Here is a 25,236-nt window from a genome sequence, read left to right as displayed (position 1 = left end):
TCAAATAGCGAAAGTCTGTAAAGGCTAGGAGAAAGGATTGGGTCGTGCGTTTCATACAAGCTGTGCAAAGGGTATGGAAGAGAAAAAGACAGAATGAGGGCGGAGAATGTGAAAAAGAGAAGACTGGAATTTTTATTTTTATATTTTATGATATTCGGGGCATATGTGGTGTATTGGTGGACTGTGCCGGCGTGGAGTGTTCAGCTGTACGCAGCGATTTATATCGCCATTATTTTATTTAGTATCATCTCACTCATGCTGGAGAACCGTACATCACAGCACACGTTGTTATGGATATATGTGCTCATTTTTTTCCCAATCATTGGCTATATGTTCTATCTGTTCTCAGGGCAGCTCTATGTAAAGGGTCATTTATTCAAATCAAAGAGAATGTATAACCGCGAGAAATTACGCAGAATCTCTGAGCTTGAGAGTAAGCCGAATGAGTCACGTTTAACCGATAATCAGCGTGCTTTTTTTCATTACACAGAAAAAGCAACAGGTATGCATGTGAACACAAATAGTGATATGGAGATTTTAAAGAATGGGGAGGAGACGTTCCCCAGAATTTTTGAAGAGTTAAAAAAGGCAAAATCGTTCATTCATATTGAATATTACATGTTCAAATCCGATTTCCTCGGCCACCGGATGATGGAGATTTTGATTGAAAAAGTGAAAGAAGGGGTAGAGGTCCGTTTCATATATGATGCGGCAGGCAGCATCCGCTTCTCCCGAAAAGATATTAAACGCTTGAAGCAGGCAGGGGTCAAGGTTGCTCCTTTTCTACCTTTAAAATATGGATTCTTTAATCAAAAATTCAATTTCAGAAATCACCGAAAAATCGTCATTATTGATGGAGAGACAGGGTTTGTCGGGGGGTTAAATGTCGGCAAGGAATACGTAGGACGAGATGAAAAGATCGGCTTTTGGCGTGATACGCATGCCATGTTAAAGGGTGAGGCTGTTCAGACCCTTCACTCCGTTTTTATGCTGGATTGGGAGTATGTATCAGATGAAGTATTAATTGATGATCCAAAGTATCATACGCCGCATTCTGTGACAGGCGATGATGTCATTCAGGTTGTACCAACTGGACCTGATATGAAAGAAAGTATGAGTGATTTATATGATGCTCTTATTTCTAATGCGAAACAATTTGTCTGGATTGCCACACCTTACTTTGTACCAAACGAATCGATTCGCACTGCGCTCAAAATCGCTGCCACAAGAGGAGTGGATGTACGGGTGATGGTACCGGAGATCAATGACGGTTTTCTCACGCAATATGCCACACGATCCTATTTTTCTGAGCTTCTAAAAGAGGGCATCAAGGTGTATCACTATCAAAAAGGGTTTATGCATCAAAAGGTGATGATTGCTGATGGAGAACTCGCCTCCGTCGGTACCGCCAATGTTGATATGAGAAGCTTTCAGCTCAATTTCGAGGTCAATGTCTTTACAGCTGCGAAAAAGCCAATTGAACAATTGATGGCCCACTATGAGGAAGATATGAAGGAATGTGAGCAAATGGGTCCTGTACATTTTTATAAAAGAGGCTTAAAAGAGCGGTTGAAGGAATCATTTGCCCGGTTGTTTTCTGGCGTATTATGAGGATTTCCAGTCAATGAAATCATTTCCTGATCTAGTATTTTGAAGAGGATTCCTCTATAATTGAAAATGATTATCAATTATAGAGGAAATGAGGTTCTTTTACATATGCTAAAACGCTTTTTCGCCTATTACAGGCCCTATCGCGGTCTGTTCTTTTTAGATTTCTTTTGCGCTGTCGCAGTTGGATTGATGGAACTTGGTTTCCCGCTGATTGTGAACTACTTCATTGATACATTATTACCAACAGGGAATTGGACGGTCATTGCCTGGACCGCACTTGCTCTGTTTATCATTTATGCCCTCAGCTCGGTTATGCAATTTATTGTGTCGTACTGGGGGCACATGCTTGGTATCAATATTGAAACAGATATGAGGAAGAAGCTGTTTGATCATTTTCAGCGTCTCTCATTTAAGTTTTTTGATAACAACAAAACGGGTAAGCTTATGTCTCGAATGACAAATGACCTCATGTACATTGGGGAGGTGGCTCATCACGGACCTGAGGATTTGTTTATTGCAATTATGACGATTCTTGGCGCCTTTGCTGTCATGCTGATGATTAACTGGCAGCTTGCTATTTTAACCTTCTTGATCATGCCTGTCATCATCTGGCTTGCCCTTCATTTTAATAAGAAGATGACGCAGGCGATTACACAGCTGAACAATGACATTGGAGACTTTCATGCAAGGGTTGAAAACAATATTGGCGGCATTCGTCTTGTGCAAGCCTTTGCCAACGAACATTTCGAGAAAAAGCGTTTTGCTGAAAACAACAACCGCTTTCGGAAAGCGAAGCTTCTTTCATATAAAATCATGTCGGTCAACGGCTCAATCAGTTACATTCTCACCCGTCTTGTGACACTGTTTGTCCTTCTGGCAGGGACATGGTTTGTTCTGCAGGGTCAATTAACGGCAGGTGGATTTATCGCGTTTGTTCTCATTACAAACGTCTTATTCAGACCGATTGATAAAATCAACACAGTGATTGAAATGTATCCAAAAGGAATTGCGGGCTTTAAAAGCTATGTCGACTTACTTGAAACAGAGCCAGATGTGAAGGATACAGAGGGAGCTCGTGATGTATTCGGGCTGAAAGGTGAAATTGAATATCGAAACGTGACATTCGGCTACGATGAGCACAGCCATGTGTTAAAGGATATCGATTTGAAGATCAAACAAGGAGAAACCGTTGCGTTTGTCGGTCCCTCAGGAGCCGGGAAATCGACGATTTGCAGTTTGCTGCCACGTTTTTATGATGTGGATAAAGGGGAGATTACGATTGATGGTGTAAGTACAAAAGCGATGACCCTGTCTTCTTTAAGACAGCAGATCGGCATTGTGCAGCAGGATGTCTTTTTATTCTCAGGCACCATTCGAGAAAACATCGCGTACGGCAACCTAGAAGCCAGCGATGCAGAGATTTGGGAGGCTGTACGTCGTGCGCATTTAGAGGAACTCGTTCAGCGTTTCCCAGAAGGATTAAATACGGTGATAGGCGAGCGCGGCGTCAAACTGTCAGGCGGTCAAAAGCAGCGCTTGTCAATTGCGCGGATGTTCCTAAAAAATCCTTCGATTCTTATTTTAGATGAAGCCACATCAGCACTTGATACAGAAACAGAAAAAGCTATACAGGATGCACTGAGCGAACTGGCTGTCGGCAGGACAACACTCGTCATTGCCCACCGCCTGGCAACAATTAAACACGCCGACCGTATCATCGTCGTGACAGAGGAAGGCATCCAAGAGCAAGGCCGCCACCAAGAGCTCATCCAAATGGGCGGCGTGTACAGCAGACTGCATGAAGCGCAGTTTGGTCATTGATCAGCGCATAGACAAACCCTCGCATTCGCCCGCAGTTCTGCGTGCCGGTGCTCACGAATGTCAATTCGCTCCGCTCCGGTACTCGTCCTTCCTAGGGCTGCAAAGGTTTTCTATCACGCTGAATAAAAAACAATCTGAGCCCTTTTGATAAAGGGCTTTTTTTGTTAGGATAGAAAAAACGTTTGTAGGAAGGATCTGATGGAATGAAGGGGCTTCGGCGATTACAAAAGGGCGATAAGATCGGTATTTTTTCACCTTCCAGTCCTGCATCAGCGACCTCGCCTCTTAGGTATGAGCGGGCGAAGAAGTGGCTTGAGCAAAAAGGATTCATTGTGGTTCCAGGATCATTAACAGGGAAAGAGGATGACTATCGTTCAGGTACAATTCAAGAACGAGCAGATGAGCTGAATGAGCTGATGGCTAGAGAGGACTTGGCGTGCATCATGTCAATGATTGGCGGGACGAATTCAAATAGTTTGCTGCCTTTTCTTGATTTTGACCTGCTGAAACAACATCCGAAAATCATGATTGGTTATTCAGATGCGACAGCGATTCTTTTAGCGGCGTACGAAAAAACGGGACTGCCTGTTTTCTACGGGCCGGCGCTTGTTCCTTCTTTTGGCGAGTTTGAACCGTTTGTCACTTATACATATCAGTCGTTTGAGGACATCCTGATGTCCCAACAAACCATTCCTTATCAGATTGAAAAACCGCCTTTTTGGACAGATGAACGAATCAATTGGGAAGAAAAGACGCGTGACAAAAAACAGCGTCCGAACGATTGGGTGTGCGTCATAGAGGGACAGGCAGAAGGCAGATTGATCGGCGGGAACTTGAATGCGATGTACGGCATATGGGGAAGTGAGTTCATGCCAGCCATCCAAAACGGAGACATCCTTCTCATTGAAGATTGTATGAAAACCGCGTCAGTTGTAGAAAAGAACTTCTCTTTATTGAAAGTAAATGGAGTGTTTGAACGGGTATCTGGGATTCTCTTAGGAAAACATGAGCTGTTTGATGACGAAGGGACGGGCAAAGAACCTTACGAGATTTTACTTGAGGTGCTCGGGGAGACAAAAAGACCGCTCATCGCTGACTTTGACTGTGCCCATACGCACCCGATGCTTACGATGCCAATCGGGGCACAAGTGAAAATGTATGCATCCTCCAAACAAGTTTGGTTAACAAAAGAGTGGATATAGCAAAAGAGCAGCCCGAGGCTGCTCTCCCAGCATGTAGACAAACCCGCGCATTCGGTGTCAGGTCTGCGTGCCGGTACTCACGAATGTCAAATTCGCTCCGCGCCGGTACTCGTCCTTCCTAGGCTGCAAAGGTTTTCTATCACGCTGAAAAGAAGACAAAGGGCTAAAATCAACATCATTTTAGCCCTTTGTCAACCAATCTGAAAGAGCAGCCCGCTGCTGCTCTTCTTTATGAAACCGTCTCTTTTTCAAACGGCTGAAGGAGGTCTTGCGCTTTTTTCCCCTCTACGACAATTAAGTAGTCAGACTCTAAATGAGTGAGCCTGAAGGTTTCAAGCTCTACGATGTTCTTAATGCTACACATTGTTTTTTTAGAATACACATATATACGATGCTGAGCCTGCTGGCACTTTTCATAAAGAGAAATAAGCTTATGTAAATTCAACGCTTTCGCAGCGATTCGGATTGAATAGATTTGAGACATCTTCATATCCTCCTGTTAATTACTTTCTCACAATAGCTTTGTTACCCCCGTTTGCACAAAGGTAAACCTTTCTTTATGATTTCCACTCAATGGTTCCTCCGCCCGTCCGCCGATTGCCCCTTATCGCAGACAGCTCTTCGACTAGACGGAGCAGAGCCTGATCCTTTAATTTTGCTTCAATCATGAAATCTACATCCCGGCCATACGGTTTTAATGCTTGAAAAAGCGGTAAGACAAAATTCATATCTACTCCATCTGCATGACTGCGTATAGCTTTTTCTGATTTAGGTGAAGACAAATGGATTTTGGGCGGAATGCCAGTGTTTGTCCACGTGACGAACATTCTTGGCAGGATGTCATCGAGTGCGGCATCGTCATCTTTATTTGCCACGTGATGATGGTAATCAAAAACAAACGGAATATCATGCTTTTCACATACACTAAGCGTTTCGAGCGACGTATATGTTTTGTCATCGTTCTCAAGTGTCATTCTCGCTTTGATATGATCTGGAAGCTGTTTGATATTTTCATCAAAGCGTTGAAGAGCCGATTCTTTATCGCCGTACGCCCCGCCTACATGAATGTTCATGTAGCCTTCCTTATCGAGCTTCATCGCCTCAAGCATCTGATAATGGTACGTCATATCGATGACGGCATTTTCTGTAATGGAAGGTTTGGGGCTAGTAAACAAGGTGAATTGATTGGGGTGAAAGCTGACCCGTAAGCCGTGCCGTTTCACCAGCTTGCCGATCTCAAGAAATTCTTCGTGAAAAGGTGTCACAAAGTCCCAGAGCACCTCTGGATGGGTCGCGAGCGGGACGATCGAGCTTGAAAAACGGTAAAGCGGGATATCATGAGCAATGGCGAAATAAAGCGTTCTTAATGTATTCACAAGATTGGCCTTCGTTGTTCGCAATAAAGCCTCTTTTCTTTCTTCCTTAGCGAGCTTGCTGTATCTAGCAAAGGTCAGCGACTTGGCAGGAGAAGCCTCCCACAAGGTGACGGCATTTGATACATAACCAAATCGATAACGCATAGGTCATCTCCTTTATAAAAAATACGAGAACATGGCGGCAACCCACTCAAGCGGCCGAGTGAAAAGCGGACGCTTTGACAATGTTTCTTCTGTCAAGATCTCAGAAACCTCCATATGCTCCCGAATCTTTTCTTCTACGTGTGCAGTAAAAGCGGGATCATCAATGGCCACATCTACTTCTTCGTTTAAAAACAAGCTGCGTTTATCAAAATTTGCAGTACTGATCATACAGCGGCTGTGATCAATCAAAATGGCTTTCGAATGATAAAATCCTTTATAAAAACGATAAACAAGGCATCCAGAGGCAATCAGGTCCTTCAAATAATGAAAGCCAGCCTCTTTGACAAGTGGATGATCCGCTTTCATTGGAATGATGATTTCAACTGTGACGCCCCGCTTTCGTGCATCAAGCAGCGCCTTTAGAAGAGGGGCTGATGGAATAAAATAAGGCGTACAGATGATGATCTGTTTCCTCGCCTGCTGAATATCTTGGAGAAATAGAACTTCTAAAGAAAAACCAGCAGTTGCGCGTGTTGTGCATTGTAATGTTCCCGGTTCCAATGCAGGGAAAACCTCATATTGCAGCTGATGAATGCCAGACGAACGGTACAAATCATTCAGAAACACATGCTGGAGATCTGCGACAACCTGTCCAGTCATCCGCAAATGATAATCCTTCCAAATGCCAAACCGGCCTTTCTTCCCAACATATTCATCACCTATATTAAATCCGCCAATATAGCCAATCTTTCCGTCAATCACTGTGATTTTACGGTGATTTCTCATGTTTAAACGGTAAATCAAAAAAGGAAAACGAGGCTTATTTAAAAAGTAAAATTGAATGCCGCTTCTTTCTAGCATGTCAATCGACTTTTGATCAAACGAGTAGGAGCCTAATCGGTCGGTCAGCAAAAAGACGGAAACTCCTTGCTCCGCTTTGGCTTTCAATGCTTGTAAGACCCTTTGACCAATCTTGTCGTTCTTTACAATAAAGAACATCATATGAATAGAAGAAGAGGCCTGCTGTATATCGGTAAGCAGCTGATCGAAAAATGGTTCCCCATCATGATAAAAGACGGCATCGCCGCTTGTTTGGTCAAAAGACCGTTCAAATGCGTGAGTAGAAAAATATTTCCTTCCCATATAAAGGTCTAACATCACGAGCAAAACGATGGCAATGAGTACGAGTAGGATGATCAATGCGATCATGAAACTTCCTCCTTTTTTGCATATTTCAATAGTGTACCCAAACGCGTAAAAAATATTGACTGAATACTCATTCATTATTTATGATAGAGGTACAACATGGAAACGGAACAAAGAGGGTTTTGGGGAATGAAAGGGGGAGCAAGATGAATAGCCTTTTAATCATCAACTTGATCGCATTTGCGGCGGTGACCGCTTACGCTGTGTATTTGTTTGTTTATCTCATTCGAACACGAGCGGCTTATATTCGTCTTGGTAAAAAAGAAGAGTTTCAACAAGACATGAAGAAACGCTTAGAGCGTGTTTGGGTCAACGTATTTGGGCAAAAGAAGCTGTTAAAGGACAAGAAGAGCGGCATCATTCACGTGCTGTTTTTCTACGGATTTATCCTTGTACAGTTCGGAGCCCTTGATTTTATTCTGAAGGGGCTTATTCCAGACAGCGGGCTTCCTTTAGGTCCGGTGTACGGCGTCTTTACGTTTTTCCAAGAGATTGTCACACTTCTCATTTTAGTGGCCGTTGTATGGGCTTTCCATAGAAGATACGTGGAGAAGCTTGTCCGTTTAAAACGAGGCTTCAAATCGGGTCTAGTGCTTTTATTTATTGGCGGCTTAATGCTGACAGTGTTACTTGGGAACGGCATGAACATCATCTGGCATGGACACTCTCTATCACCAACTGAGCCAATCGCTTCTAGTATTGCTTTCTTGCTGGGCGGAATTTCACCTCTGGCGGCTGCGATTGTTTTTTATGCCGCATGGTGGGTGCATCTTCTTATTTTGCTGACATTCTTAGTATATGTTCCTCAGTCAAAGCACGCTCATCTAATTGCAGGGCCTGTGAACGTATTTGTCAGCAGATTAGACCCGCCAGGCAAGCTGCAAAAAATCGATTTTGAAGATGAGACACAAGAGACCTTCGGTGTGGGAAAAATTGAAGATTTCCGTCAGTCTCAGCTCATCGATCTTTATGCCTGTGTGGAATGCGGGCGCTGCACGAATATGTGCCCGGCAACAGGGACAGGGAAGATGCTGTCTCCGATGGATTTGATTTTAAGGTTAAGAGATCATTTAACCAATAAAGGGGCCGCTATTACATCAAAGACACCTTGGGTCCCGCAGCTTGCCTTCAAGCAGACAACAGGAAACCAGCTGGCACTGCAGGCGAGAGGAGCAGGTGCCGAAGAATCGGCTGCCAGCTCTATATATCATCCTTCTCTTATTGGAGAGGTCATTACAGAAGAAGAAATCTGGGCATGTACGACGTGCCGAAACTGTGAAGACCAATGCCCTGTCATGAATGAACACGTTGATAAGATTATTGATATGCGCAGATATCTTGTCTTGACTGAAGGAAAAATGGACGCAGATGCACAGCGTGCCATGACAAGCATTGAGCGCCAAGGGAACCCGTGGGGGCTGAACCGGAAAGAAAGAGAAAATTGGCGTGAACTGAGAGAAGATGTGCATGTGCCGACAGTGAAAGAGCTGAAAAAAGCAGAGCAAACTTTTGATTATTTATTCTGGGTTGGTTCAATGGGGGCTTATGACAATCGAAGCCAAAAGATTGCGCTTGCCTTTGCGAAGCTACTCAATGAAGCTGGGGTCTCCTTTGCGATCCTAGGCAATAAAGAGAAAAACTCAGGCGATACGCCAAGAAGACTCGGAAACGAATTTTTATTCCAAGAGCTTGCTGCAAAAAACATTGAAGAATTCCAGAAAAACGGCGTTACAAAGATCGTCACGATTGATCCACACGCCTATAACTTATTTAAAAATGAATATCCAGACTTCGGGCTTGAGGCAGAAGTGTATCATCATACAGAATTACTGGCAGAGTTAGTGAAAGAAGGGAAAATAACACCTGTACATGAAGTAAACGAAGTGATTACCTTCCACGACTCTTGCTACTTAGGCAGATATAACGAAGTGTACGACCCGCCAAGAGACATTTTAAAAGCCATTCCAGGTGTGACGCTGAAAGAAATGGAGCGCAACCGTGAAACTGGTATGTGCTGCGGAGCAGGCGGGGGCTTAATGTGGATGGAAGAAGAGACGGGTACCCGGATTAACACTGCACGAACGGAGCAGGCGTTACAGGTCCAGCCGTCCATCATCAGCTCAGGGTGTCCTTATTGCTTAACGATGCTGGGAGATGGGACGAAGGCGAAGGAAGTAGAGGAGCAGGTAGGCACATTTGATGTCGCCGAACTTCTTGAAAAATCAGTGTTTGGTGAGTCTGGAAAGCAGGTGTCGTAAACATGACAGGCCGATGAATAGGATGTTCATCGGCTTATCCATGGCGCTGTTTCATCAGCTGCCTAAATGATATGTAAGCGGTAACAAACGGGGAGGGGCATATATGAGTACGACGGTCATTGTATCTGGAGCAAGAACACCATTTGGAAAACTAGGCGGTGCTCTCAGTGGTTTGACTGCCGCAGAACTAGGCGGTATAGCGATCAAGGCTGCACTGGAAAGAGTTTCGGGTTCTCATGAAATAGATGAGGTCATCATGGGATGTGTTTTACAAGGAGGGCAAGGGCAGATTCCTTCAAGGCAAGCAGCAAGATATGCTGATCTTCCTTGGTCTGTTCCAACACAAACCATCAATAAAGTCTGTGCATCCGGAATGCGCAGTGTGAGCACGGCAGATCAAATCATTCGAGCCGGAGATGCTGAGGTCATCGCAGCGGGCGGTATGGAATCGATGTCTCACGCTCCTTATCTGCTAAAAAAAGCGCGATGGGGCTACAAAATGGGAGATGGTGCAGTACAAGATGCGATGATTTTAGATGGGTTAACCTGTTCGTTTACAGGCGTTCATATGGGTGAGTATGGAAGTACGGCTGCAAAGGAGCTCGGCATTACGCGCGAAGAGCAGGATCTGTGGGCGCTCAGAAGTCATGAACGGGCCATCGAAGCGCAAAAAAACGGCTTTTTTCAACATGAAATCACCCCCGTCACCGTCAAAATAAAAACGGGAGAACGGCTGATCACAGAAGATGAGTCTCCGCGGCGTGATACGTCGTATGAACGGCTGTCAAAGCTCATGCCTGTTTTTGATCAGAAGGGGACCATCACCGCTGGAAATGCACCAGGTGTCAATGATGGTGCAAGTGCGCTCCTTTTAATGAAAGACACGTATGCTGCACGGCATGACGTAAAGCCAATGGCAGTCGTTCTCGGTCATGCTCAGGTTGCTGTAGAGGCGAAGGATTTTCCGAAAACACCAGCCTTTGCTATCGAGAAGCTTTTAAAGAAAACAGGAAAGCGCCTAGAGGATATTGATTTGTTTGAAATCAATGAGGCCTTTTCAGCTGTGGCTTTGGCATGTGAAAAAATAACCGGGATCGACCGGCGGAAAATGAATATTAACGGGGGGGCTGTCGCACTCGGTCATCCGATTGGGGCAAGCGGAACACGCGTGATATTGACATTGATTCATGCATTAAGACAAAGAGGCGGAGGCATTGGCATTGCGGCGATTTGCAGCGGAGGCGGTCAAGGAGACGCCATCATGATAAAGGTAGATGAAAAGGGAGGCGTTTATTGATGAGTATAGAAGAGACCGTTATGGTCGTTGGGGCTGGTCAAATGGGATCAGGCATTGCCCAAGTGTTTGCTCAGTCAGGCTATACAGTCCTGCTCCATGATGTATCAGAAAAGCAGATTCATCGAGCGATTTCCTCCATGACCAAACAACTGACGAAGCGGGCAGAAAAAGGAAAGCTGGCACATCAGGCAGTCCGAGATATTACGCAGCGGCTTGCCGTTTCCACAGATTTAAAAGACATGCAGCAGGCTCATTTAGTCATAGAAGCCGCATCAGAACAAATGAGTGTGAAAAAACAAATCTTTGAAACACTTGATCAATTTGCAGAGGCTGAGGCCATATTTGCGACAAACACGTCTTCCTTGTCGATCACAGAATTAGCAGCTGTGACGAGCAGACCGGAGAAAGTGATTGGCATGCATTTTATGAATCCGGTTCCTGTCATGAAACTGGTTGAAGTCATTCGAGCACTGCAAACGAGTGATGACACATATCAAGTTGTTTATGAAACAGCGAAGACATTAAACAAAACCCCAATTGAAGTGGAAGATTTCCCGGGGTTTGTATCAAATCGCATATTGATGCCAATGATCAATGAAGCCATTTACACCTTGTATGAAGGCGTAGCAGATGCAGAAAGCATTGATGACGTGATGACACTTGGGATGAATCATCCAATGGGGCCGCTTCGTCTAGCTGATTTCATCGGACTGGATACATGTTTATTTATTATGAATACCCTTCACGAGGGACTTGGAGACAGCAAATATCGACCTTGTCCTCTTTTGAAAAAATACGTGAATGCAGGCTGGCTGGGCAAAAAGACAAAGAGAGGTTTTTACACATACCACGACCACTCATAGGGGGAGTCAAGATGGATGTTTTGCTTACGGATAAACAGCGTCTCTGGAGAGAACAGACAGCAGAATTTGCACGCCAGCGTATATTCCCTGAAGTAGAAGCCATGGAACAAGGCCGGTTTCCAAAAAACCTTTTAAGTGAAATGGGACGGCAAGGCTATCTTGGGATTCCAATACCAGCTTCGTATCAAGGCTTAGGAGCAGATTTTACAACGTATATCATCGCAATCCATGAATTATCGAAAGTGAGTGCGACCATCGGTGTCATTGTGTCCGTTCATACATCTGTTGTGACGATGCCTATTTTGACTTTTGGAACGAAGGAACAAAAAGAAACTTATGTGCCGCCGCTTGCATCCGGGAAGAAGCTGGGCGCCTTTTGTTTGACTGAACCAAAGGCTGGATCAGATGCCTCCAGTATTCAGTTAAGAGCAGAGCGTGTGGGCGACGATTATGTATTAAATGGGACGAAAATCTTTATCACAAGCGGCGGAGAAGCAGAGATATATCTTGTCTTTGCGGTGACTGATCCGGCTTCTGCGAGAAAAAATATATCGGCGTTCATTGTCGAGAAAGATACGCCGGGATTTACGATTGGAAAAGATGAGAAAAAGATGGGACTGCACGGTTCAAAAACAGTCACGCTTCATTTTGATGGCGTGCGGATTCCAAAAGATCAGCTGCTCGGTGCAGAAGGAGAGGGCTTTCAAATTGCCATGTCCAGCCTAAATGCAGGGAGAATCGGAATTGCGGCTCAAAGCCTTGGCATTGCAGAAGCCGCTTTAACCGAGGCAGTGACCTATTTAAAGAAGCATCCAGCAGGTCTTGAAACGACCATTCGGCTGGGCGATTTGGCGGCGAAGCTTGAGGCAGCCAAACTGCTCGTCTATCAAGCGGCTTCTTTCAAAGAGGCAAATCGACCGGTCACAAAGGAAGCATCAATGGCAAAGCTATTTGCTTCAAAAACGGCGGTAGAGATCAGTACAGAAGCGATCCATTTGCTAGGCATGGATGGTTATACGAATCGCTATCAAGCAGAACGTTACTTTCGTGATGCGAAAATTTGTGAAATCTATGAAGGAACAAGTGAAATTCAAAGGCTGGTCATCTGTAAACAGCTAATATGAAACGAGGTGGCTCACGATGCAGTTCCAATTAAGTGATGAACATGAAATGATTCAAAAAATGGTGAGAGACTTTGCGAAAAATGAAGTGGAGCCAACAGCAGCAAAGCGAGACGAAACAGAGACATATGATCCATCTATTTTTCGCAAAATGGCGGAGCTCGGTTTGACGGGTATCCCTTGGCCGGAAGACGTGGGCGGAATTGGCAGTGACTATTTAGCCTACGTCATAGCAGTTGAGGAGCTTTCAAGAGTGTGCGCCTCTACAGGCGTCACCCTGTCCGCTCATACATCTCTTGCTTCATGGCCAATCTATACATTTGGAACAAAGGAACAAAAAGAGAACTACTTAAAGCCGCTTGCAGAAGGACAGAAGATAGGAGCATACGCGCTCACTGAGAGCGGTTCTGGTTCAGATGCCGGCGGGATGAAGACAACGGCCGTGAAGGCAGGCAGTGAATATGTCCTGAACGGGGCGAAAATTTTTATTACAAATGGAGGCATTGCAGATTATTATATTGTGTTTGCCGTAACAGACCAAGAAGCTTCATCTCGAAATACAACTGCTTTTATTGTAGAAAAAGAGACACCTGGTTTTTCCGTTGGCAAAAAGGAAAGCAAACTGGGTATACGCTCATCGCCAACAACTGAAATTCGTTTTGAAGATTGCCGAATACATGAAAGGAATCGGCTCGGTCAAGAAGGAGAAGGGTTCAAAATAGCTATGATGACGCTTGATGGCGGCAGAAACGGCATTGCTGCACAGGCGGTTGGGATTGCTCAAGGCGCTCTTGATGCGGCGGTTGATTATGCCAAGGAGCGTAAACAATTTGGCAAACCAATCATTCAGCAGCAAGGGATCGCCTTTAAGCTGGCTGATATGGCAACAGCGATTGAAGCATCAAGGCTGCTTACTTATCAGGCGGCATGGCTTGAAACGAAAGGCCTACCGTATGGAAAGGAATCAGCCATGTCCAAGCTCTTTGCCGGTGATACAGCGATGAAGGTGACGACAGAAGCGGTTCAAATCTTCGGCGGGTACGGCTACACAAAGGATTACCCAGTCGAACGATACATGCGTGATGCGAAAATCACTCAAATTTATGAAGGAACTCAGGAAATCCAGCGTCTGGTCATCTCAAGGAAACTGCTAGATATGTAGAAAACAAGCAAAGACCGCCTGATTGTGAGGTGGTCTGTTTTCGTTCGTCATGCAGTTTTCAAATGTAAGCGCATTGTCAATGTTCATCCATATCATCATCGTGTTATGTTAAAATTAGGGAAAATATCAATATGGAGGTTATGATGATGAACTCAACATTTATGGGCATTTTGGCAATCGTCACGATGGTGATCTGGATCATGGTGTCCGCGGAGCTTTCCAAATCTCCAAAAAAGCAGGAAGAAAAAGAAAACAGCTACAGAAAACTAATCGTACTCATGTCTGCTGGAATGTTATTCACGATTCCTATCGTTGTCTCATTCATTCAGAACATCCCATTTTAAAACAGACGAGAAAAAACTGAACGACAAAAAGCATGCCGTACACACTCTAGGTGCTCCCCGTGAGAAAAATCAAAAATTAACATCAATAAAGGTGGCATAAACTCCCCTAATTTGTTTATAATGAGAGGTATGGTTTGTCGTAAGAATAAGGTATAAATACTTATTATTTCACTGATAAATGGATACATACATGTAATAGAAAGGGAGTGTCTGACCTTGAGTTTGAAAGAATACTCACAGGAACAGCTCAAACAAATGTCTTTAGTTGAACTTGCTTATGAAATTTTCAGAGACAGCAAAACACCAATTACGTTTTCCGAGTTAATAGATGAAATTGTCCGTTTGCAAGGAATACAAAAATCCGATCTTGACGATCGACTTGCTCAATTTTATACAGACTTAAATATAGATGGCCGCTTTATTTCGTTAGGTGATCAGAGATGGGGACTTCGCAGCTGGTATCCAGTTGATCAAATCGAAGAAGAAGTTCAGCCAGCTGTGAAAACAAAAGCGAAAAAGAAAAAATCAAAAGCAGCTGTCGTTGAAGACGACTTCGATGAGATCGAAGAGGAAGAAGAAATCGACGAGCTTGAAGAAGACCTTGATCTTGTTGAAGACGACGATGATCTCGACCTAGACGATGATGAAGAAATTGAAGAAGATCTTGAAGACTTCGACGAAGATGATGATGAAGATGATGACGGCTTAACGGAGATTGATGAAGACGATTTAGACGATGATGAGGAAGACAAATAACCCTCTCAAACCGGTCTTCAAAACAGGACAAAACCGTCTTGACTTTCGAGAGCGAACTATGTAGTATGTATTTTGGGCTCTCTAAAAAAGAGTACGTAAAGATACGTTCATTTACGCTCCCTTTCATTTATTTGAAAGGGAGCTTTCTTATTTTTCAAGAGATTTAGGGATACACTCTAAAAAGGATGAAGCTGTGCATGTGTAGACATGCAAGGGTAAAAAAGAGAGGAGCATACGAAATGACAAAGTATATTTTTGTAACAGGAGGAGTTGTTTCCTCACTTGGAAAAGGAATCACGGCTGCATCGTTAGGCCGCCTTCTGAAAAATAGAGGGATGGATGTTACCATTCAAAAATTCGATCCATACATCAACGTAGACCCAGGGACAATGAGTCCATACCAGCACGGTGAGGTTTTTGTCACAGATGATGGTGCGGAAACAGACCTTGACTTAGGTCACTACGAGCGTTTCATTGATATTAACTTAAACAAGTACAGCAACGTCACAACTGGTAAAATCTATTCTACTGTTCTGAAGAAAGAGCGCCGCGGTGATTACTTAGGTGGAACAGTACAGGTCATTCCCCACATTACAAATGAAATCAAAGACCGCGTGTACCGTGCCGGAAAAGAAACGGGTGCAGATGTGGTCATTACAGAAATCGGCGGAACAGTAGGAGATATCGAATCCCTTCCATTCCTTGAAGCCATTCGTCAAATGAAGAGTGACATCGGCCGTGAAAACGTGATGTACATTCATTGTACCCTTGTTCCTTACATCCGTGCAGCGGGTGAATTGAAAACAAAACCAACACAGCATAGTGTAAAAGAACTTCGCAGTCTTGGTATTCAGCCAAACGTCATCGTGGTCAGAACGGAAATGCCAATGACGCAAGATATGAAGGACAAAATTGCGCTATTCTGTGATATTGATACAAAAGCTGTTATCGAATGTCAGGATGCAGACACGCTATACTCCATTCCGCTTGATTTACAAAAACAAGGGCTGGACAAGCTAGTATGTGAACATATGAAACTTGACTGCCGAGATGCGGACATGACGGAGTGGACAGCGCTTGTTGATAAAGTGCAAAACCTTTCGAAACAAGTCACAATTGGTCTTGTAGGGAAGTATGTTGAGCTGCAAGATGCTTATATTTCAGTCGTTGAATCACTTCGTCATGCTGGTTATGCGTTTGATGCAGATGTTCAAATTAAATGGATCAATGCAGAAGAAGTGACAGCAGAGAATATCGCTGATTTCGTACAAGATGTTGACGGTATTATTGTTCCTGGAGGCTTCGGAGACCGCGGAGTAGAAGGGAAAATCATTGCTACACAATATGCCCGTGAAAACAAAGTGCCATTCTTCGGAATCTGCTTAGGAATGCAAGTGGCATCTATCGAATACGCGAGAAACGTATTAGGCCTTGAGGGAGCTCATTCAGCAGAAATTGATCCTGAAACAGCATTCCCAATCATTGACCTTCTTCCAGAACAGAAGGATGTAGATGATCTAGGCGGAACACTTCGTCTCGGTCTATACCCTTGTAAATTAAATGAAGACTCAAAAGCATTTGCTGCATACAATGACGAAGTGGTCTACGAACGCCACCGTCATCGCTACGAGTTTAATAACGAATACAGACAGCAAATGGAAGCAGCAGGCTTTGTCTTCTCAGGTACAAGTCCAGACGGACGTCTTGTTGAAATTATTGAGCTGAAGGATCACCCTTGGTTCCTTGCTTCTCAGTTCCACCCAGAATTTGTTTCAAGACCGACAAGACCACAGCCGTTATTTAGAGATTTCGTTGGTGCTTCACTTCAAGCATCTGAATCAAAATAAAACAAAAAACTGCCGAGAATATCACTTCTCGGCAGTTTTTTTATTCATATTCCTCAACGATTTCCTTCACAGTAAACGATAGAGCGTGGTAGACGTATAAGCAGGTCATTAAAGCAGGATAACCAAACCTTGTCCCATCTTCAGCGGGCACAAGCGGTTTCTTGAGCTGGAAATCAATGTGGACATCACAATACTCTTCAATCGTGGACGGCTCCTTTTGTGCCGGTCCTACACCAACAACGGGCGTCCCTTGTTCGTGCAGTTCTTTGACAAGAGATTGAATTTCTGGATCTTCTGGGTCTGAATAAAATAGCAGCACCCTGTCACTTGGATGAAGTAAGCTGCGCTCCTTTTGATCGAGGGGCAGTACCTTCGCACCGGGAAATGGCTCCTTGCTTTCAGATGCCTCTAGGGCGACAGCAGCCAGTTCATTCTTTCCATGAAAATAAACGGCATGTCCACTGACCACAGCCTGTGCAAGAAGGCGTGCACCGTCCTCAATCGCTTCACCCTGCTTTTCTCCAATACGTGAAAAAATACCTGATAACTGGGTCGTAAAAATTTTTAACAAGACTCATTTCCTCCTTCGGTCAGATCATTTTATAATAGAATATAAAGAGAATATTAGGAAAAATGCTCAGAAAATGTCGTAAAGTAAACTATTATAATTAAAGGAAATGTGAAAATCAAACAGAATTATTTAACAACAGCTCTTTTTATGGCGAAAAATGAAAGCAATGGGGTGTAACAGATGAATGAGAAAATTTTAATTGTCGATGATCAGTACGGTATTAGAATATTATTGAATGAAGTGTTTCATAAAGAAGGCTATCAAACCTTTCAAGCTGCCAATGGACTTCAGGCATTAGATATTGTGAAAAACCATAGACCGAACCTTGTCCTGCTTGATATGAAAATTCCCGGAATGGATGGTATCGAAATTTTAAAACGAATGAAATTAATTGATGAAGACATTCGTGTCATCATTATGACAGCCTATGGAGAATTAGATATGATCCAAGAATCCAAAGAACTCGGTGCATTGACGCACTTCGCTAAGCCTTTTGATATTGATGAAATCCGAGATGCTGTTAAAGAATACCTGCCGCTTGAAACAAATGGCTAGATGGAAATGATTGAATCGAGTCATTCTGTTGCCGATTTGTCGAATAATTGGTATTCTAGAAAAGAAGAAGAAAGCGATCTGACTTTGAAAGTTTACATATGGCGAGAAATTCTGGTCATGCTAGGGTGGAGAGCTTTTTTTAGCAAGCAAATTAGCTACATAGGGAGGATTTTTCATCATGCCTTTAGTTTCAATGACAGAAATGTTGAAAGACGCAAAGGAAAAAGGTTACGCTGTTGGACAGTTTAACTTAAATAACTTAGAATTCACGCAAGCGATTTTACAAGCTGCTGAAGAAGAGAAATCTCCTGTTATCTTAGGAGTATCTGAAGGAGCAGGACGCTACATGGGCGGCTTCAAAACAGTTGTCGCAATGGTTAAAGCGTTAATCGAAGAATATAATGTAACAGTTCCTGTTGCGATTCATTTAGATCACGGTTCAAGCTTTGAATCTTGTGCAAAAGCGATTCATGCAGGATTTACTTCTGTCATGATCGATGCTTCTCACCATCCATTCGATGAGAATGTGGAAACAACTGCGAAAGTCGTTGAACTTGCACATTTCCATGGTGTGTCTGTAGAAGCTGAACTTGGAACTGTTGGTGGGCAAGAAGATGACGTCATCGCTGAAGGCGTTATTTATGCTGATCCAAAAGAGTGCCAAGAGCTTGTAGAACGCACTGGTATTGACTGCCTTGCACCTGCATTAGGTTCAGTACATGGTCCATACAAAGGTGAACCAAACCTTGGTTTCGCTGAAATGGAAGAAATCGGTAAAACAACTGGTCTTCCACTTGTTCTTCACGGCGGAACAGGTATCCCAACTGCTGACATCAAGCGTGCAATTTCACTTGGTACAGCAAAAATCAATGTAAACACTGAAAACCAAATTGCTTCTGCGAAAGCAGTACGCGAAACACTTGCTGCAAAAACAGAAGAGTATGATCCACGTAAATATCTTGGACCAGCTCGTGACGCAATTAAAGCGACTGTTATCGGCAAAATGCGCGAATTTGGTTCTTCTAACCAAGCATAATTTGATGAGAACCGAAAGCCGCCTGAGTCACAGGCGGTTTTCTCCATATCTTGAGAAAGCGCAATCAAATTTACATTTCAGACAATTTATTGATAGGAGAGTGGCACAGTTATGTTATTTTTCGTAGATACAGCGAATATTGAAGACATCAAAGAGGCGCACGAGCTTGGCATATTAGCAGGCGTCACAACAAACCCTAGTTTAGTAGCGAAAGAAAAGGACGTCTCATTCCACGACCGCCTTCGCGAAATCACTGACGTGGTATCAGGTTCTGTCAGTGCAGAAGTGATTTCCTTAAAAGCAGAGGAAATGATTGAAGAAGGAAAAGAGCTAGCTGCCATCGCACCGAATATCACGGTCAAAATTCCAATGACTACAGATGGCCTTAAAGCTGTCAAAGCATTAACAGACCTTGGAATTAAAACAAACGTCACATTGATTTTTAGTGCAAACCAGGCACTTCTAGCAGCTAGAGCTGGTGCGACGTATGTTTCTCCATTCCTTGGCCGCTTAGATGACATTGGCCAAAATGGTCTTGATCTCATCAGCGAAGTGAAAACTATTTTTGATGTTCATGGATTAGATACACAAATCATTGCTGCATCTATTCGTCATCCGCAGCATGTGACAGAAGCTGCGCTTAGAGGTGCTCATATCGGCACAATGCCGCTGAAAGTCATCAAGCAGCTGACGAAACACCCATTAACGGATGCAGGCATTGAGCAATTTTTAGCAGACTGGAATAAATAAATGATTGTGGCAGGCGGGATCGTCTCTCGTTTGCCGCAGTTTTCCTTATAAACGCTAAGAAATGTTTTGTGCAAAGAAGAGAACATCACAGCCTCGCAAAGCTTCGATTATTTTTCTTCCGACAAATTTCGTTTAACCTGTATTCTTTCTCTTGATATTGGCTAAATTTTGGACAAGACCTTTTAAAGCGCGACATCCACAAACAGTATAACTCCAACAGTGATCTTCTTTAAGAAGGGAGACAAATATGGAAAAGTTAAACATTGCCGGCGGTGATCCCTTGCGCGGGACCGTACATATTAGTGGTGCGAAAAATAGTGCTGTGGCACTGATTCCTGCCACGATTCTTGCTGATTCTCCAGTAACCATTGAAGGCCTTCCGCATATATCAGATATCGACACATTACGAGATCTGTTAGAAGAAATTGGCGGAAAGGTCACTTTTGAAAAAGGTGAAATGGTTGTGAATCCTGTTTCCATGATCAGTATGCCGCTTCCTAATGGAAAAGTGAAGAAACTGCGTGCATCCTATTATTTAATGGGCGCCATGCTGGGCAGATTTAAGCAGGCTGTCATCGGACTGCCAGGAGGATGCCACTTAGGACCTAGGCCGATCGATCAGCATATCAAAGGCTTTGAAGCACTTGGAGCCGAGGTGACAAACGAGCAGGGTGCGATTTATTTGCGTGCTGAAAAATTAGTCGGAGCCCGGATTTATCTTGATGTTGTCAGTGTAGGTGCGACGATCAACATCATGCTGGCAGCCGTACTGGCTGAAGGAAAAACCGTGATTGAAAATGCTGCAAAGGAACCCGAAATTATTGATGTAGCGACACTGCTTGCAAGCATGGGAGCCAAAATCAAAGGTGCGGGTACCGATGTCATTCGAATCGAAGGTGTAGAATCTCTTCATGGCTGTAAGCATTCAATCATCCCTGACCGCATCGAAGCAGGAACATTTTTAATAGCTGGTGCAGCGATGGGAGATGAAGTTGTACTTGATAATGTGATCCCAACTCATTTAGAATCAATTACGGCGAAACTTAGAGAAATGGGGTTCACCATTGAAACGAGCAACGATCAGATGCTGATCGTTGGCAGAAACGAAGGACTCAAGCCTGTCGATATCAAAACCCTTGTGTATCCGGGCTTTCCGACTGACCTTCAGCAGCCGATGACGGCGCTGTTAACAAAAGCGAAAGGTACGAGTGTGGTCACAGATACGATCTACTCAGCCCGCTTTAAGCACATTGACGAATTGCGTCGAATGGGTGCAAACATGAAGGTCGAAGGAAGATCTGCTATTATTACCGGACAAACGCAGCTCCAAGGAGCAAAGGTCAAAGCAAGTGATCTGCGTGCAGGTGCTTGCCTTGTTGTCGCAGGGCTAATGGCAGACGGTGTGACCGAAATCACAGGGCTTGAACATATAGACAGAGGATATAGTTTGCTTGAGAAGAAGCTTGAAGGCTTGGGTGCAACCATCTGGCGTGAAAAGCTGAATGACCAAGAAATAGAAGAACTTCAAAATTCATAAGGCTTTGACTGTGAGAGGAGATTTGGACAAAAATGGAAAGAAGTTTATCGATGGAACTAGTACGGGTGACAGAAGCAGCTGCATTAAAATCTGCCCGTTGGATGGGAAGAGGATTAAAAGACGAAGCGGATGATGCTGCAACAAGTGCAATGCGTGATGTATTTGACACCATTCCGATGAAGGGAACAGTGGTCATTGGCGAAGGAGAAATGGACGAAGCACCAATGCTTTATATTGGGGAAAAGCTTGGGAACGGATATGGACCTCGCGTGGATGTCGCTGTTGATCCATTAGAAGGAACAAACATTGTGGCAAGCGGCGGCTGGAATGCCTTAGCTGTCATTGCAGTTGCAGATCATGGCAACCTGCTGAATGCACCTGATATGTACATGGATAAGATCGCAGTAGGTCCAGAAGCGGTAGGCTGCATCGACATTGAAGCGCCTGTCATTGATAATCTTCGCGCTGTTGCAAAAGCAAAAAACAAAGATATTGAAGATGTGGTTGCAACGATTTTAAACAGAGATCGACATGAGAAAATTATTGCTGAACTGAGAGAAGCAGGAGCAAGAATTAAACTGATCGACGATGGTGACGTTGCAGGAGCCATTAATACAGCATTTGATCACACAGGTGTTGATATTCTATTTGGTTCAGGCGGAGCGCCTGAGGGTGTCCTTTCTGCTGTTGCGTTAAAGGCACTTGGTGGTGAAATTCATGGTAAGCTTCTTCCTCAAAGTGAGGAAGAACTAAGACGCTGTGAGAAAATGGGGCTGGATGTTGGGAAAGTCCTCAGAATGGAAGATCTCGTAAAAGGAGATGACGCCATTTTTGCAGCGACAGGTGTAACGGACGGAGAATTACTTAAAGGTGTTCAATTCAAAGGCTCTGTTGGAACAACACATAGTGTTGTCATGCGTGCGAAATCAGGTACGGTTCGTTTCGTAGACGGCAGACACAGCTTAAAGAAAAAACCGAATCTTGTCATTCGTCCGTAATCTGAAAGCGGGTATTCATTACCCGCTTTTCATATAGGTGTCAAATGTATATCATTTTCTTTTAAAAGTTGAATATTCTCTGCAAATGAGGTAAAACTAAAGAGTGCTGCGAAATTTTCTGCGAATTTACTTCTTTTAAGCTTCAACAAGTTTAAATACTGCCGCATCATGACGATATACTCATTATCCTTCTCTATGTTGACAAAGCTCTATTTCACATTGTTCCTATCTTTCACGATAAAACGAGTGGGAGCGTTACCATCAGAGCGAGGTCATTCCAACAACAACGGAATTAAAAGCTAATCAAATACAATGGTCATGCATTTGTAAAGAAATACATTGACTAGAAAAGTGTGGTGTCCATATTGAAAGATGTATCGATTTCATCTTTGGAAAATATGAAATTAAAAGAGCTGTATGAGTTAGCAAAACGATACAAAATCTCTTATTACAGCAAACTAACAAAAAAAGAATTAATTTTTGCCATCTTAAAGGCGAACGCTGAGCAAGAGGATCTCTTATTTATGGAAGGGGTTCTTGAAATTATTCAGTCTGAGGGATTTGGTTTCTTAAGACCGATTAACTATTCCCCAAGTTCTGAAGACATTTATATTTCAGCTTCACAAATCAGACGCTTTGATTTACGAAATGGAGATAAAGTGTCTGGAAAGGTACGACCTCCAAAAGAGAATGAACGCTACTATGGCCTCCTTCATGTAGAAGCGGTAAATGGGGACGACCCAGAATCAGCAAAGGAACGTGTTCACTTTCCTGCACTCACACCGCTATTTCCTGACCGTCAAATGATTCTTGAAACACAGCCTAATCACCTGTCTACTAGAATTATGGACATGATGGCGCCAGTTGGATTTGGACAGCGTGGTTTAATCGTTGCACCGCCTAAGGCTGGGAAAACCATTTTGCTTAAAGAAATTGCCAACAGCATTTCTGAAAATCACCCAGAGGCAGAGCTGATTGTCCTTTTGATTGACGAACGCCCAGAAGAAGTAACAGATATCGAACGTTCTGTTGCAGGGGATGTTGTTAGTTCAACCTTTGACGAAGTACCGGAAAACCACATTAAAGTAGCAGAGCTTGTCTTAGAGCGTGCGATGCGTCTTGTTGAACATAAAAAGGATGTCATCATCTTAATGGACAGCATCACAAGGCTTGCTCGTGCATACAACCTTGTGATTCCGCCAAGCGGCCGAACGCTTTCAGGCGGTATTGATCCTGCGGCTTTCCATCGCCCAAAACGCTTCTTTGGTGCTGCGCGTAACATTGAAGAAGGCGGAAGCTTGACGATTTTAGCCACTGCACTTGTTGATACAGGATCACGTATGGATGACGTAATTTATGAAGAGTTTAAAGGAACTGGGAACATGGAGCTTCATTTGGACCGTTCTTTGGCCGAAAGAAGAATTTTCCCTGCGATCGACATTCGCCGTTCTGGTACGAGAAAAGAAGAACTGCTTGTGCCAAAAGAGCATCTTGATCGTTTATGGGCGATGAGAAAATCGATGTCAGATACACCTGACTTCGCTGAGAAGTTCATGCGCAAAATGAGAAAAACAAAGACAAACCAAGAATTTTTCGATATTTTAACGCAAGAATGGAAACAAGCCAATATGTCTGCATCAAGAAGATAGCTTCTCTGAAAAAATACATTTGCAATCATAGACTCACACTGTTATAATTTTATCATGTGCGTTTCAGAATTTATTTCTGAGATATTAACTCTGTTTCCGAATTGGATTCAGGGCGGAAGGAGATGACAGTAGATGAAAACAGGAATTCATCCTAACTACAAAAAAGCTACAGTCAAATGCGCTTGTGGAAATGAGTTTGAAACTGGATCAGTAAAAGAAGAGGTACGCATCGAGATTTGCTCTGAGTGCCATCCTTTCTATACAGGCCGTCAAAAATTCGCTTCTGCTGATGGACGTGTTGACCGCTTTAACAAAAAATACGGTCTTAAGTAATAATAGATACAATAAACAGGCAGGAATCCGTTCTTGCCTGTTTTTTTACGTGGATTGATGGAACTTTAAAACGGGGGAGAAGACCTTATGTATGTGATGAAACAAAGCGGTTGGCTTGAAGTCATCTGCGGCAGTATGTTTTCTGGAAAGTCGGAAGAATTGATTCGGAGAGCCAAAAGGGCCACCTTTGCCAAACAAGAAGTAAAAATATTCAAACCAGCGATTGATAACCGATATAGTACAAGCTCAGTTGTGTCACATAACGGTTCATCATTAGATGGGATTGCAGTAGCCTCACCAAAAGACATAATAACGCACATATCAGAAAGAACCGATGTCATTGGCATTGATGAGGTGCAATTTTTTGATGAGACAATCATTGACATTGTCACTCAATTGGCTGACCAAGGCTATCGAGTCATTGTTGCAGGCCTGGATCAAGACTTCAGAGGAGAGCCATTTGGTGTTGTTCCGCATTTAATGGCATGTGCAGAGCTTGTAACAAAACTTCAAGCAGTTTGTTCGGTATGCGGCTCCCCAGCGAGTAGAACACAACGCTTGATCGACGGTAAACCCGCATCCTATGATGATCCTATTATTTTAGTAGGTGCGCAGGAATCATACGAAGCACGATGCAGACATCACCATGAAGTACCAAGACTTGATGTTGGTACAACACTTGACAAATAAAAAAATAGCAAATGCCGCTGTGTTTCGTTTTTCGAGATTTTGGCTGAACACCCATCATTTGTACTTAAATAAATTAAATAACACTACGATTAAATTATCTAATTTTCAA

At 43.5% G+C, this 25,236-nt stretch carries 23 protein-coding genes; 19 read left to right on the top strand and 4 right to left on the bottom strand.

Translation table 11 applies throughout. From position 1 onward, the window contains the following. Positions 1 to 93 precede the first annotated feature (93 nt). The 3 genes from cls (NSS76_RS17555) to NSS76_RS17545 all read left to right on the top strand — a co-directional run bounded on the left by cls (NSS76_RS17555) (position 94) and on the right by NSS76_RS17545 (position 4,634). Positions 94 to 1,611, top strand: coding sequence for a cardiolipin synthase (gene cls / locus NSS76_RS17555; protein WP_263479664.1), 1,518 nt, complete (start codon positions 94 to 96; stop codon positions 1,609 to 1,611). A gap of 105 nt (positions 1,612 to 1,716) precedes the next feature. Further along, the gene (locus NSS76_RS17550) at positions 1,717 to 3,432 is read left to right on the top strand and encodes an ABC transporter ATP-binding protein (RefSeq protein WP_341082522.1); all 1,716 of its coding nucleotides are present in this window, start codon (positions 1,717 to 1,719) and stop codon (positions 3,430 to 3,432) included. 203 nt (positions 3,433 to 3,635) lie between these two features. Next, entirely contained in the window at positions 3,636 to 4,634 is a 999-nt protein-coding gene (locus NSS76_RS17545) for a S66 family peptidase (RefSeq protein WP_341082521.1), read from the top strand. 229 nt (positions 4,635 to 4,863) lie between these two features. On the opposite strand, the gene NSS76_RS17540 is transcribed toward NSS76_RS17545, so the two are convergent. From NSS76_RS17540 to cls (NSS76_RS17530), 3 genes are all read right to left on the bottom strand, one after another. Next, positions 4,864 to 5,118 (bottom strand): hypothetical protein, encoded by a 255-nt coding sequence (locus NSS76_RS17540; RefSeq protein ID WP_024423759.1) that lies wholly within the window; start codon positions 5,116 to 5,118, stop codon positions 4,864 to 4,866. Between the two features lie 73 nt (positions 5,119 to 5,191). Then, positions 5,192 to 6,154, bottom strand: coding sequence for a UV DNA damage repair endonuclease UvsE (uvsE, locus tag NSS76_RS17535; protein WP_341082520.1), 963 nt, complete (start codon positions 6,152 to 6,154; stop codon positions 5,192 to 5,194). Between the two features lie 12 nt (positions 6,155 to 6,166). Beyond that, positions 6,167 to 7,363 carry a cardiolipin synthase gene (gene cls / locus NSS76_RS17530; RefSeq protein WP_171464757.1) on the bottom strand — a complete coding sequence of 399 codons (1,197 nt, stop codon included), beginning with the start codon at positions 7,361 to 7,363 and terminating at the stop codon, positions 6,167 to 6,169. 143 nt (positions 7,364 to 7,506) lie between these two features. On the opposite strand from cls (NSS76_RS17530), the gene NSS76_RS17525 reads away from it, so the two are divergent. The 8 genes from NSS76_RS17525 to pyrG all read left to right on the top strand — a co-directional run bounded on the left by NSS76_RS17525 (position 7,507) and on the right by pyrG (position 17,008). Further along, positions 7,507 to 9,618, top strand: a complete 2,112-nt coding sequence (locus tag NSS76_RS17525) for a heterodisulfide reductase-related iron-sulfur binding cluster (RefSeq protein ID WP_341082519.1) — start codon at positions 7,507 to 7,509, stop codon at positions 9,616 to 9,618. A 103-nt stretch (positions 9,619 to 9,721) separates the two neighbouring features. Then, positions 9,722 to 10,915, top strand: a complete 1,194-nt coding sequence (locus NSS76_RS17520) for an acetyl-CoA C-acetyltransferase (RefSeq protein WP_122631631.1) — start codon at positions 9,722 to 9,724, stop codon at positions 10,913 to 10,915. Beyond that, entirely contained in the window at positions 10,915 to 11,778 is an 864-nt protein-coding gene (locus NSS76_RS17515) for a 3-hydroxybutyryl-CoA dehydrogenase (RefSeq protein ID WP_024423755.1), read from the top strand. The genes NSS76_RS17520 and NSS76_RS17515 overlap by 1 nt, the downstream gene beginning before the upstream one ends. 11 nt (positions 11,779 to 11,789) lie before the next feature. Then, positions 11,790 to 12,902: an acyl-CoA dehydrogenase family protein gene (locus NSS76_RS17510; protein WP_044330936.1), complete on the top strand. Its 1,113-nt coding sequence runs from the start codon at positions 11,790 to 11,792 to the stop codon at positions 12,900 to 12,902. A gap of 16 nt (positions 12,903 to 12,918) precedes the next feature. Next, positions 12,919 to 14,061 (top strand): acyl-CoA dehydrogenase, encoded by a 1,143-nt coding sequence (locus NSS76_RS17505; protein ID WP_087977765.1) that lies wholly within the window; start codon positions 12,919 to 12,921, stop codon positions 14,059 to 14,061. Positions 14,062 to 14,207: 146 nt separating this feature from the next. Then, positions 14,208 to 14,405: a hypothetical protein gene (locus NSS76_RS17500; RefSeq protein WP_073207731.1), complete on the top strand. Its 198-nt coding sequence runs from the start codon at positions 14,208 to 14,210 to the stop codon at positions 14,403 to 14,405. 216 nt (positions 14,406 to 14,621) lie between these two features. Next, the gene (rpoE, locus tag NSS76_RS17495) at positions 14,622 to 15,161 is read left to right on the top strand and encodes a DNA-directed RNA polymerase subunit delta (protein WP_024423751.1); all 540 of its coding nucleotides are present in this window, start codon (positions 14,622 to 14,624) and stop codon (positions 15,159 to 15,161) included. Between the two features lie 239 nt (positions 15,162 to 15,400). Beyond that, positions 15,401 to 17,008, top strand: a complete 1,608-nt coding sequence (gene pyrG / locus NSS76_RS17490) for a glutamine hydrolyzing CTP synthase (RefSeq protein ID WP_341082517.1) — start codon at positions 15,401 to 15,403, stop codon at positions 17,006 to 17,008. Between the two features lie 40 nt (positions 17,009 to 17,048). On the opposite strand, the gene NSS76_RS17485 is transcribed toward pyrG, so the two are convergent. Further along, a complete protein-coding gene (locus NSS76_RS17485; RefSeq protein WP_149126191.1) occupies positions 17,049 to 17,579 on the bottom strand; it encodes a DUF2529 domain-containing protein in 531 nt (176 codons plus the stop codon). Between the two features lie 180 nt (positions 17,580 to 17,759). Here NSS76_RS17485 and NSS76_RS17480 point away from each other — a divergent pair, with 180 nt between their 5' ends. From NSS76_RS17480 to NSS76_RS17445, 8 genes are all read left to right on the top strand, one after another. Next, entirely contained in the window at positions 17,760 to 18,134 is a 375-nt protein-coding gene (locus NSS76_RS17480; RefSeq protein ID WP_003214681.1) for a response regulator, read from the top strand. Between the two features lie 178 nt (positions 18,135 to 18,312). After that, the gene (locus tag NSS76_RS17475) at positions 18,313 to 19,170 is read left to right on the top strand and encodes a class II fructose-bisphosphate aldolase (RefSeq protein ID WP_024423748.1); all 858 of its coding nucleotides are present in this window, start codon (positions 18,313 to 18,315) and stop codon (positions 19,168 to 19,170) included. Between the two features lie 111 nt (positions 19,171 to 19,281). Beyond that, positions 19,282 to 19,920: a fructose-6-phosphate aldolase gene (fsa, locus tag NSS76_RS17470; RefSeq protein ID WP_024426351.1), complete on the top strand. Its 639-nt coding sequence runs from the start codon at positions 19,282 to 19,284 to the stop codon at positions 19,918 to 19,920. Positions 19,921 to 20,167: 247 nt separating this feature from the next. Further along, the gene (locus NSS76_RS17465) at positions 20,168 to 21,457 is read left to right on the top strand and encodes a UDP-N-acetylglucosamine 1-carboxyvinyltransferase (RefSeq protein ID WP_024423746.1); all 1,290 of its coding nucleotides are present in this window, start codon (positions 20,168 to 20,170) and stop codon (positions 21,455 to 21,457) included. A 32-nt stretch (positions 21,458 to 21,489) separates the two neighbouring features. Next, positions 21,490 to 22,455 (top strand): class II fructose-bisphosphatase, encoded by a 966-nt coding sequence (glpX, locus tag NSS76_RS17460; RefSeq protein WP_012011567.1) that lies wholly within the window; start codon positions 21,490 to 21,492, stop codon positions 22,453 to 22,455. 365 nt (positions 22,456 to 22,820) lie between these two features. Continuing rightward, positions 22,821 to 24,104, top strand: coding sequence for a transcription termination factor Rho (rho, locus tag NSS76_RS17455; RefSeq protein WP_008354975.1), 1,284 nt, complete (start codon positions 22,821 to 22,823; stop codon positions 24,102 to 24,104). 132 nt (positions 24,105 to 24,236) lie between these two features. Continuing rightward, complete coding sequence (rpmE, locus tag NSS76_RS17450; protein WP_003215407.1) at positions 24,237 to 24,437, top strand: 50S ribosomal protein L31; 201 nt, start codon at positions 24,237 to 24,239, stop codon at positions 24,435 to 24,437. An 87-nt stretch (positions 24,438 to 24,524) separates the two neighbouring features. Then, complete coding sequence (locus NSS76_RS17445; RefSeq protein ID WP_024423745.1) at positions 24,525 to 25,127, top strand: thymidine kinase; 603 nt, start codon at positions 24,525 to 24,527, stop codon at positions 25,125 to 25,127. Positions 25,128 to 25,236: the final 109 nt, after the last annotated feature.

The sequence above is a fragment of the Bacillus sp. FSL R5-0654 genome, from assembly GCF_038008745.1.
In the GTDB taxonomy this organism is placed as follows: domain Bacteria; phylum Bacillota; class Bacilli; order Bacillales; family Bacillaceae; genus Bacillus; species Bacillus safensis.
The sequence above is the reverse complement of the archived record's forward strand: the minus strand, read 5'-3'. Positions and strand labels throughout refer to the sequence as shown.

Coding starts and splice junctions, on each gene's coding strand:
- cls (WP_263479664.1), top strand. CDS start 94: ATGAGGGCGGAGAATGTGAAAAAGAGAAGACTGGAATTTTTATTTTTA.
- NSS76_RS17550 (WP_341082522.1), top strand. CDS start 1,717: ATGCTAAAACGCTTTTTCGCCTATTACAGGCCCTATCGCGGTCTGTTC.
- NSS76_RS17545 (WP_341082521.1), top strand. CDS start 3,636: ATGAAGGGGCTTCGGCGATTACAAAAGGGCGATAAGATCGGTATTTTT.
- NSS76_RS17540 (WP_024423759.1), bottom strand. CDS start 5,118: ATGTCTCAAATCTATTCAATCCGAATCGCTGCGAAAGCGTTGAATTTA.
- uvsE (WP_341082520.1), bottom strand. CDS start 6,154: ATGCGTTATCGATTTGGTTATGTATCAAATGCCGTCACCTTGTGGGAG.
- cls (WP_171464757.1), bottom strand. CDS start 7,363: ATGATCGCATTGATCATCCTACTCGTACTCATTGCCATCGTTTTGCTC.
- NSS76_RS17525 (WP_341082519.1), top strand. CDS start 7,507: ATGAATAGCCTTTTAATCATCAACTTGATCGCATTTGCGGCGGTGACC.
- NSS76_RS17520 (WP_122631631.1), top strand. CDS start 9,722: ATGAGTACGACGGTCATTGTATCTGGAGCAAGAACACCATTTGGAAAA.
- NSS76_RS17515 (WP_024423755.1), top strand. CDS start 10,915: ATGAGTATAGAAGAGACCGTTATGGTCGTTGGGGCTGGTCAAATGGGA.
- NSS76_RS17510 (WP_044330936.1), top strand. CDS start 11,790: ATGGATGTTTTGCTTACGGATAAACAGCGTCTCTGGAGAGAACAGACA.
- NSS76_RS17505 (WP_087977765.1), top strand. CDS start 12,919: ATGCAGTTCCAATTAAGTGATGAACATGAAATGATTCAAAAAATGGTG.
- NSS76_RS17500 (WP_073207731.1), top strand. CDS start 14,208: ATGAACTCAACATTTATGGGCATTTTGGCAATCGTCACGATGGTGATC.
- pyrG (WP_341082517.1), top strand. CDS start 15,401: ATGACAAAGTATATTTTTGTAACAGGAGGAGTTGTTTCCTCACTTGGA.
- NSS76_RS17480 (WP_003214681.1), top strand. CDS start 17,760: ATGAATGAGAAAATTTTAATTGTCGATGATCAGTACGGTATTAGAATA.
- NSS76_RS17475 (WP_024423748.1), top strand. CDS start 18,313: ATGCCTTTAGTTTCAATGACAGAAATGTTGAAAGACGCAAAGGAAAAA.
- fsa (WP_024426351.1), top strand. CDS start 19,282: ATGTTATTTTTCGTAGATACAGCGAATATTGAAGACATCAAAGAGGCG.
- NSS76_RS17465 (WP_024423746.1), top strand. CDS start 20,168: ATGGAAAAGTTAAACATTGCCGGCGGTGATCCCTTGCGCGGGACCGTA.
- glpX (WP_012011567.1), top strand. CDS start 21,490: ATGGAAAGAAGTTTATCGATGGAACTAGTACGGGTGACAGAAGCAGCT.
- rpmE (WP_003215407.1), top strand. CDS start 24,237: ATGAAAACAGGAATTCATCCTAACTACAAAAAAGCTACAGTCAAATGC.
- NSS76_RS17445 (WP_024423745.1), top strand. CDS start 24,525: ATGTATGTGATGAAACAAAGCGGTTGGCTTGAAGTCATCTGCGGCAGT.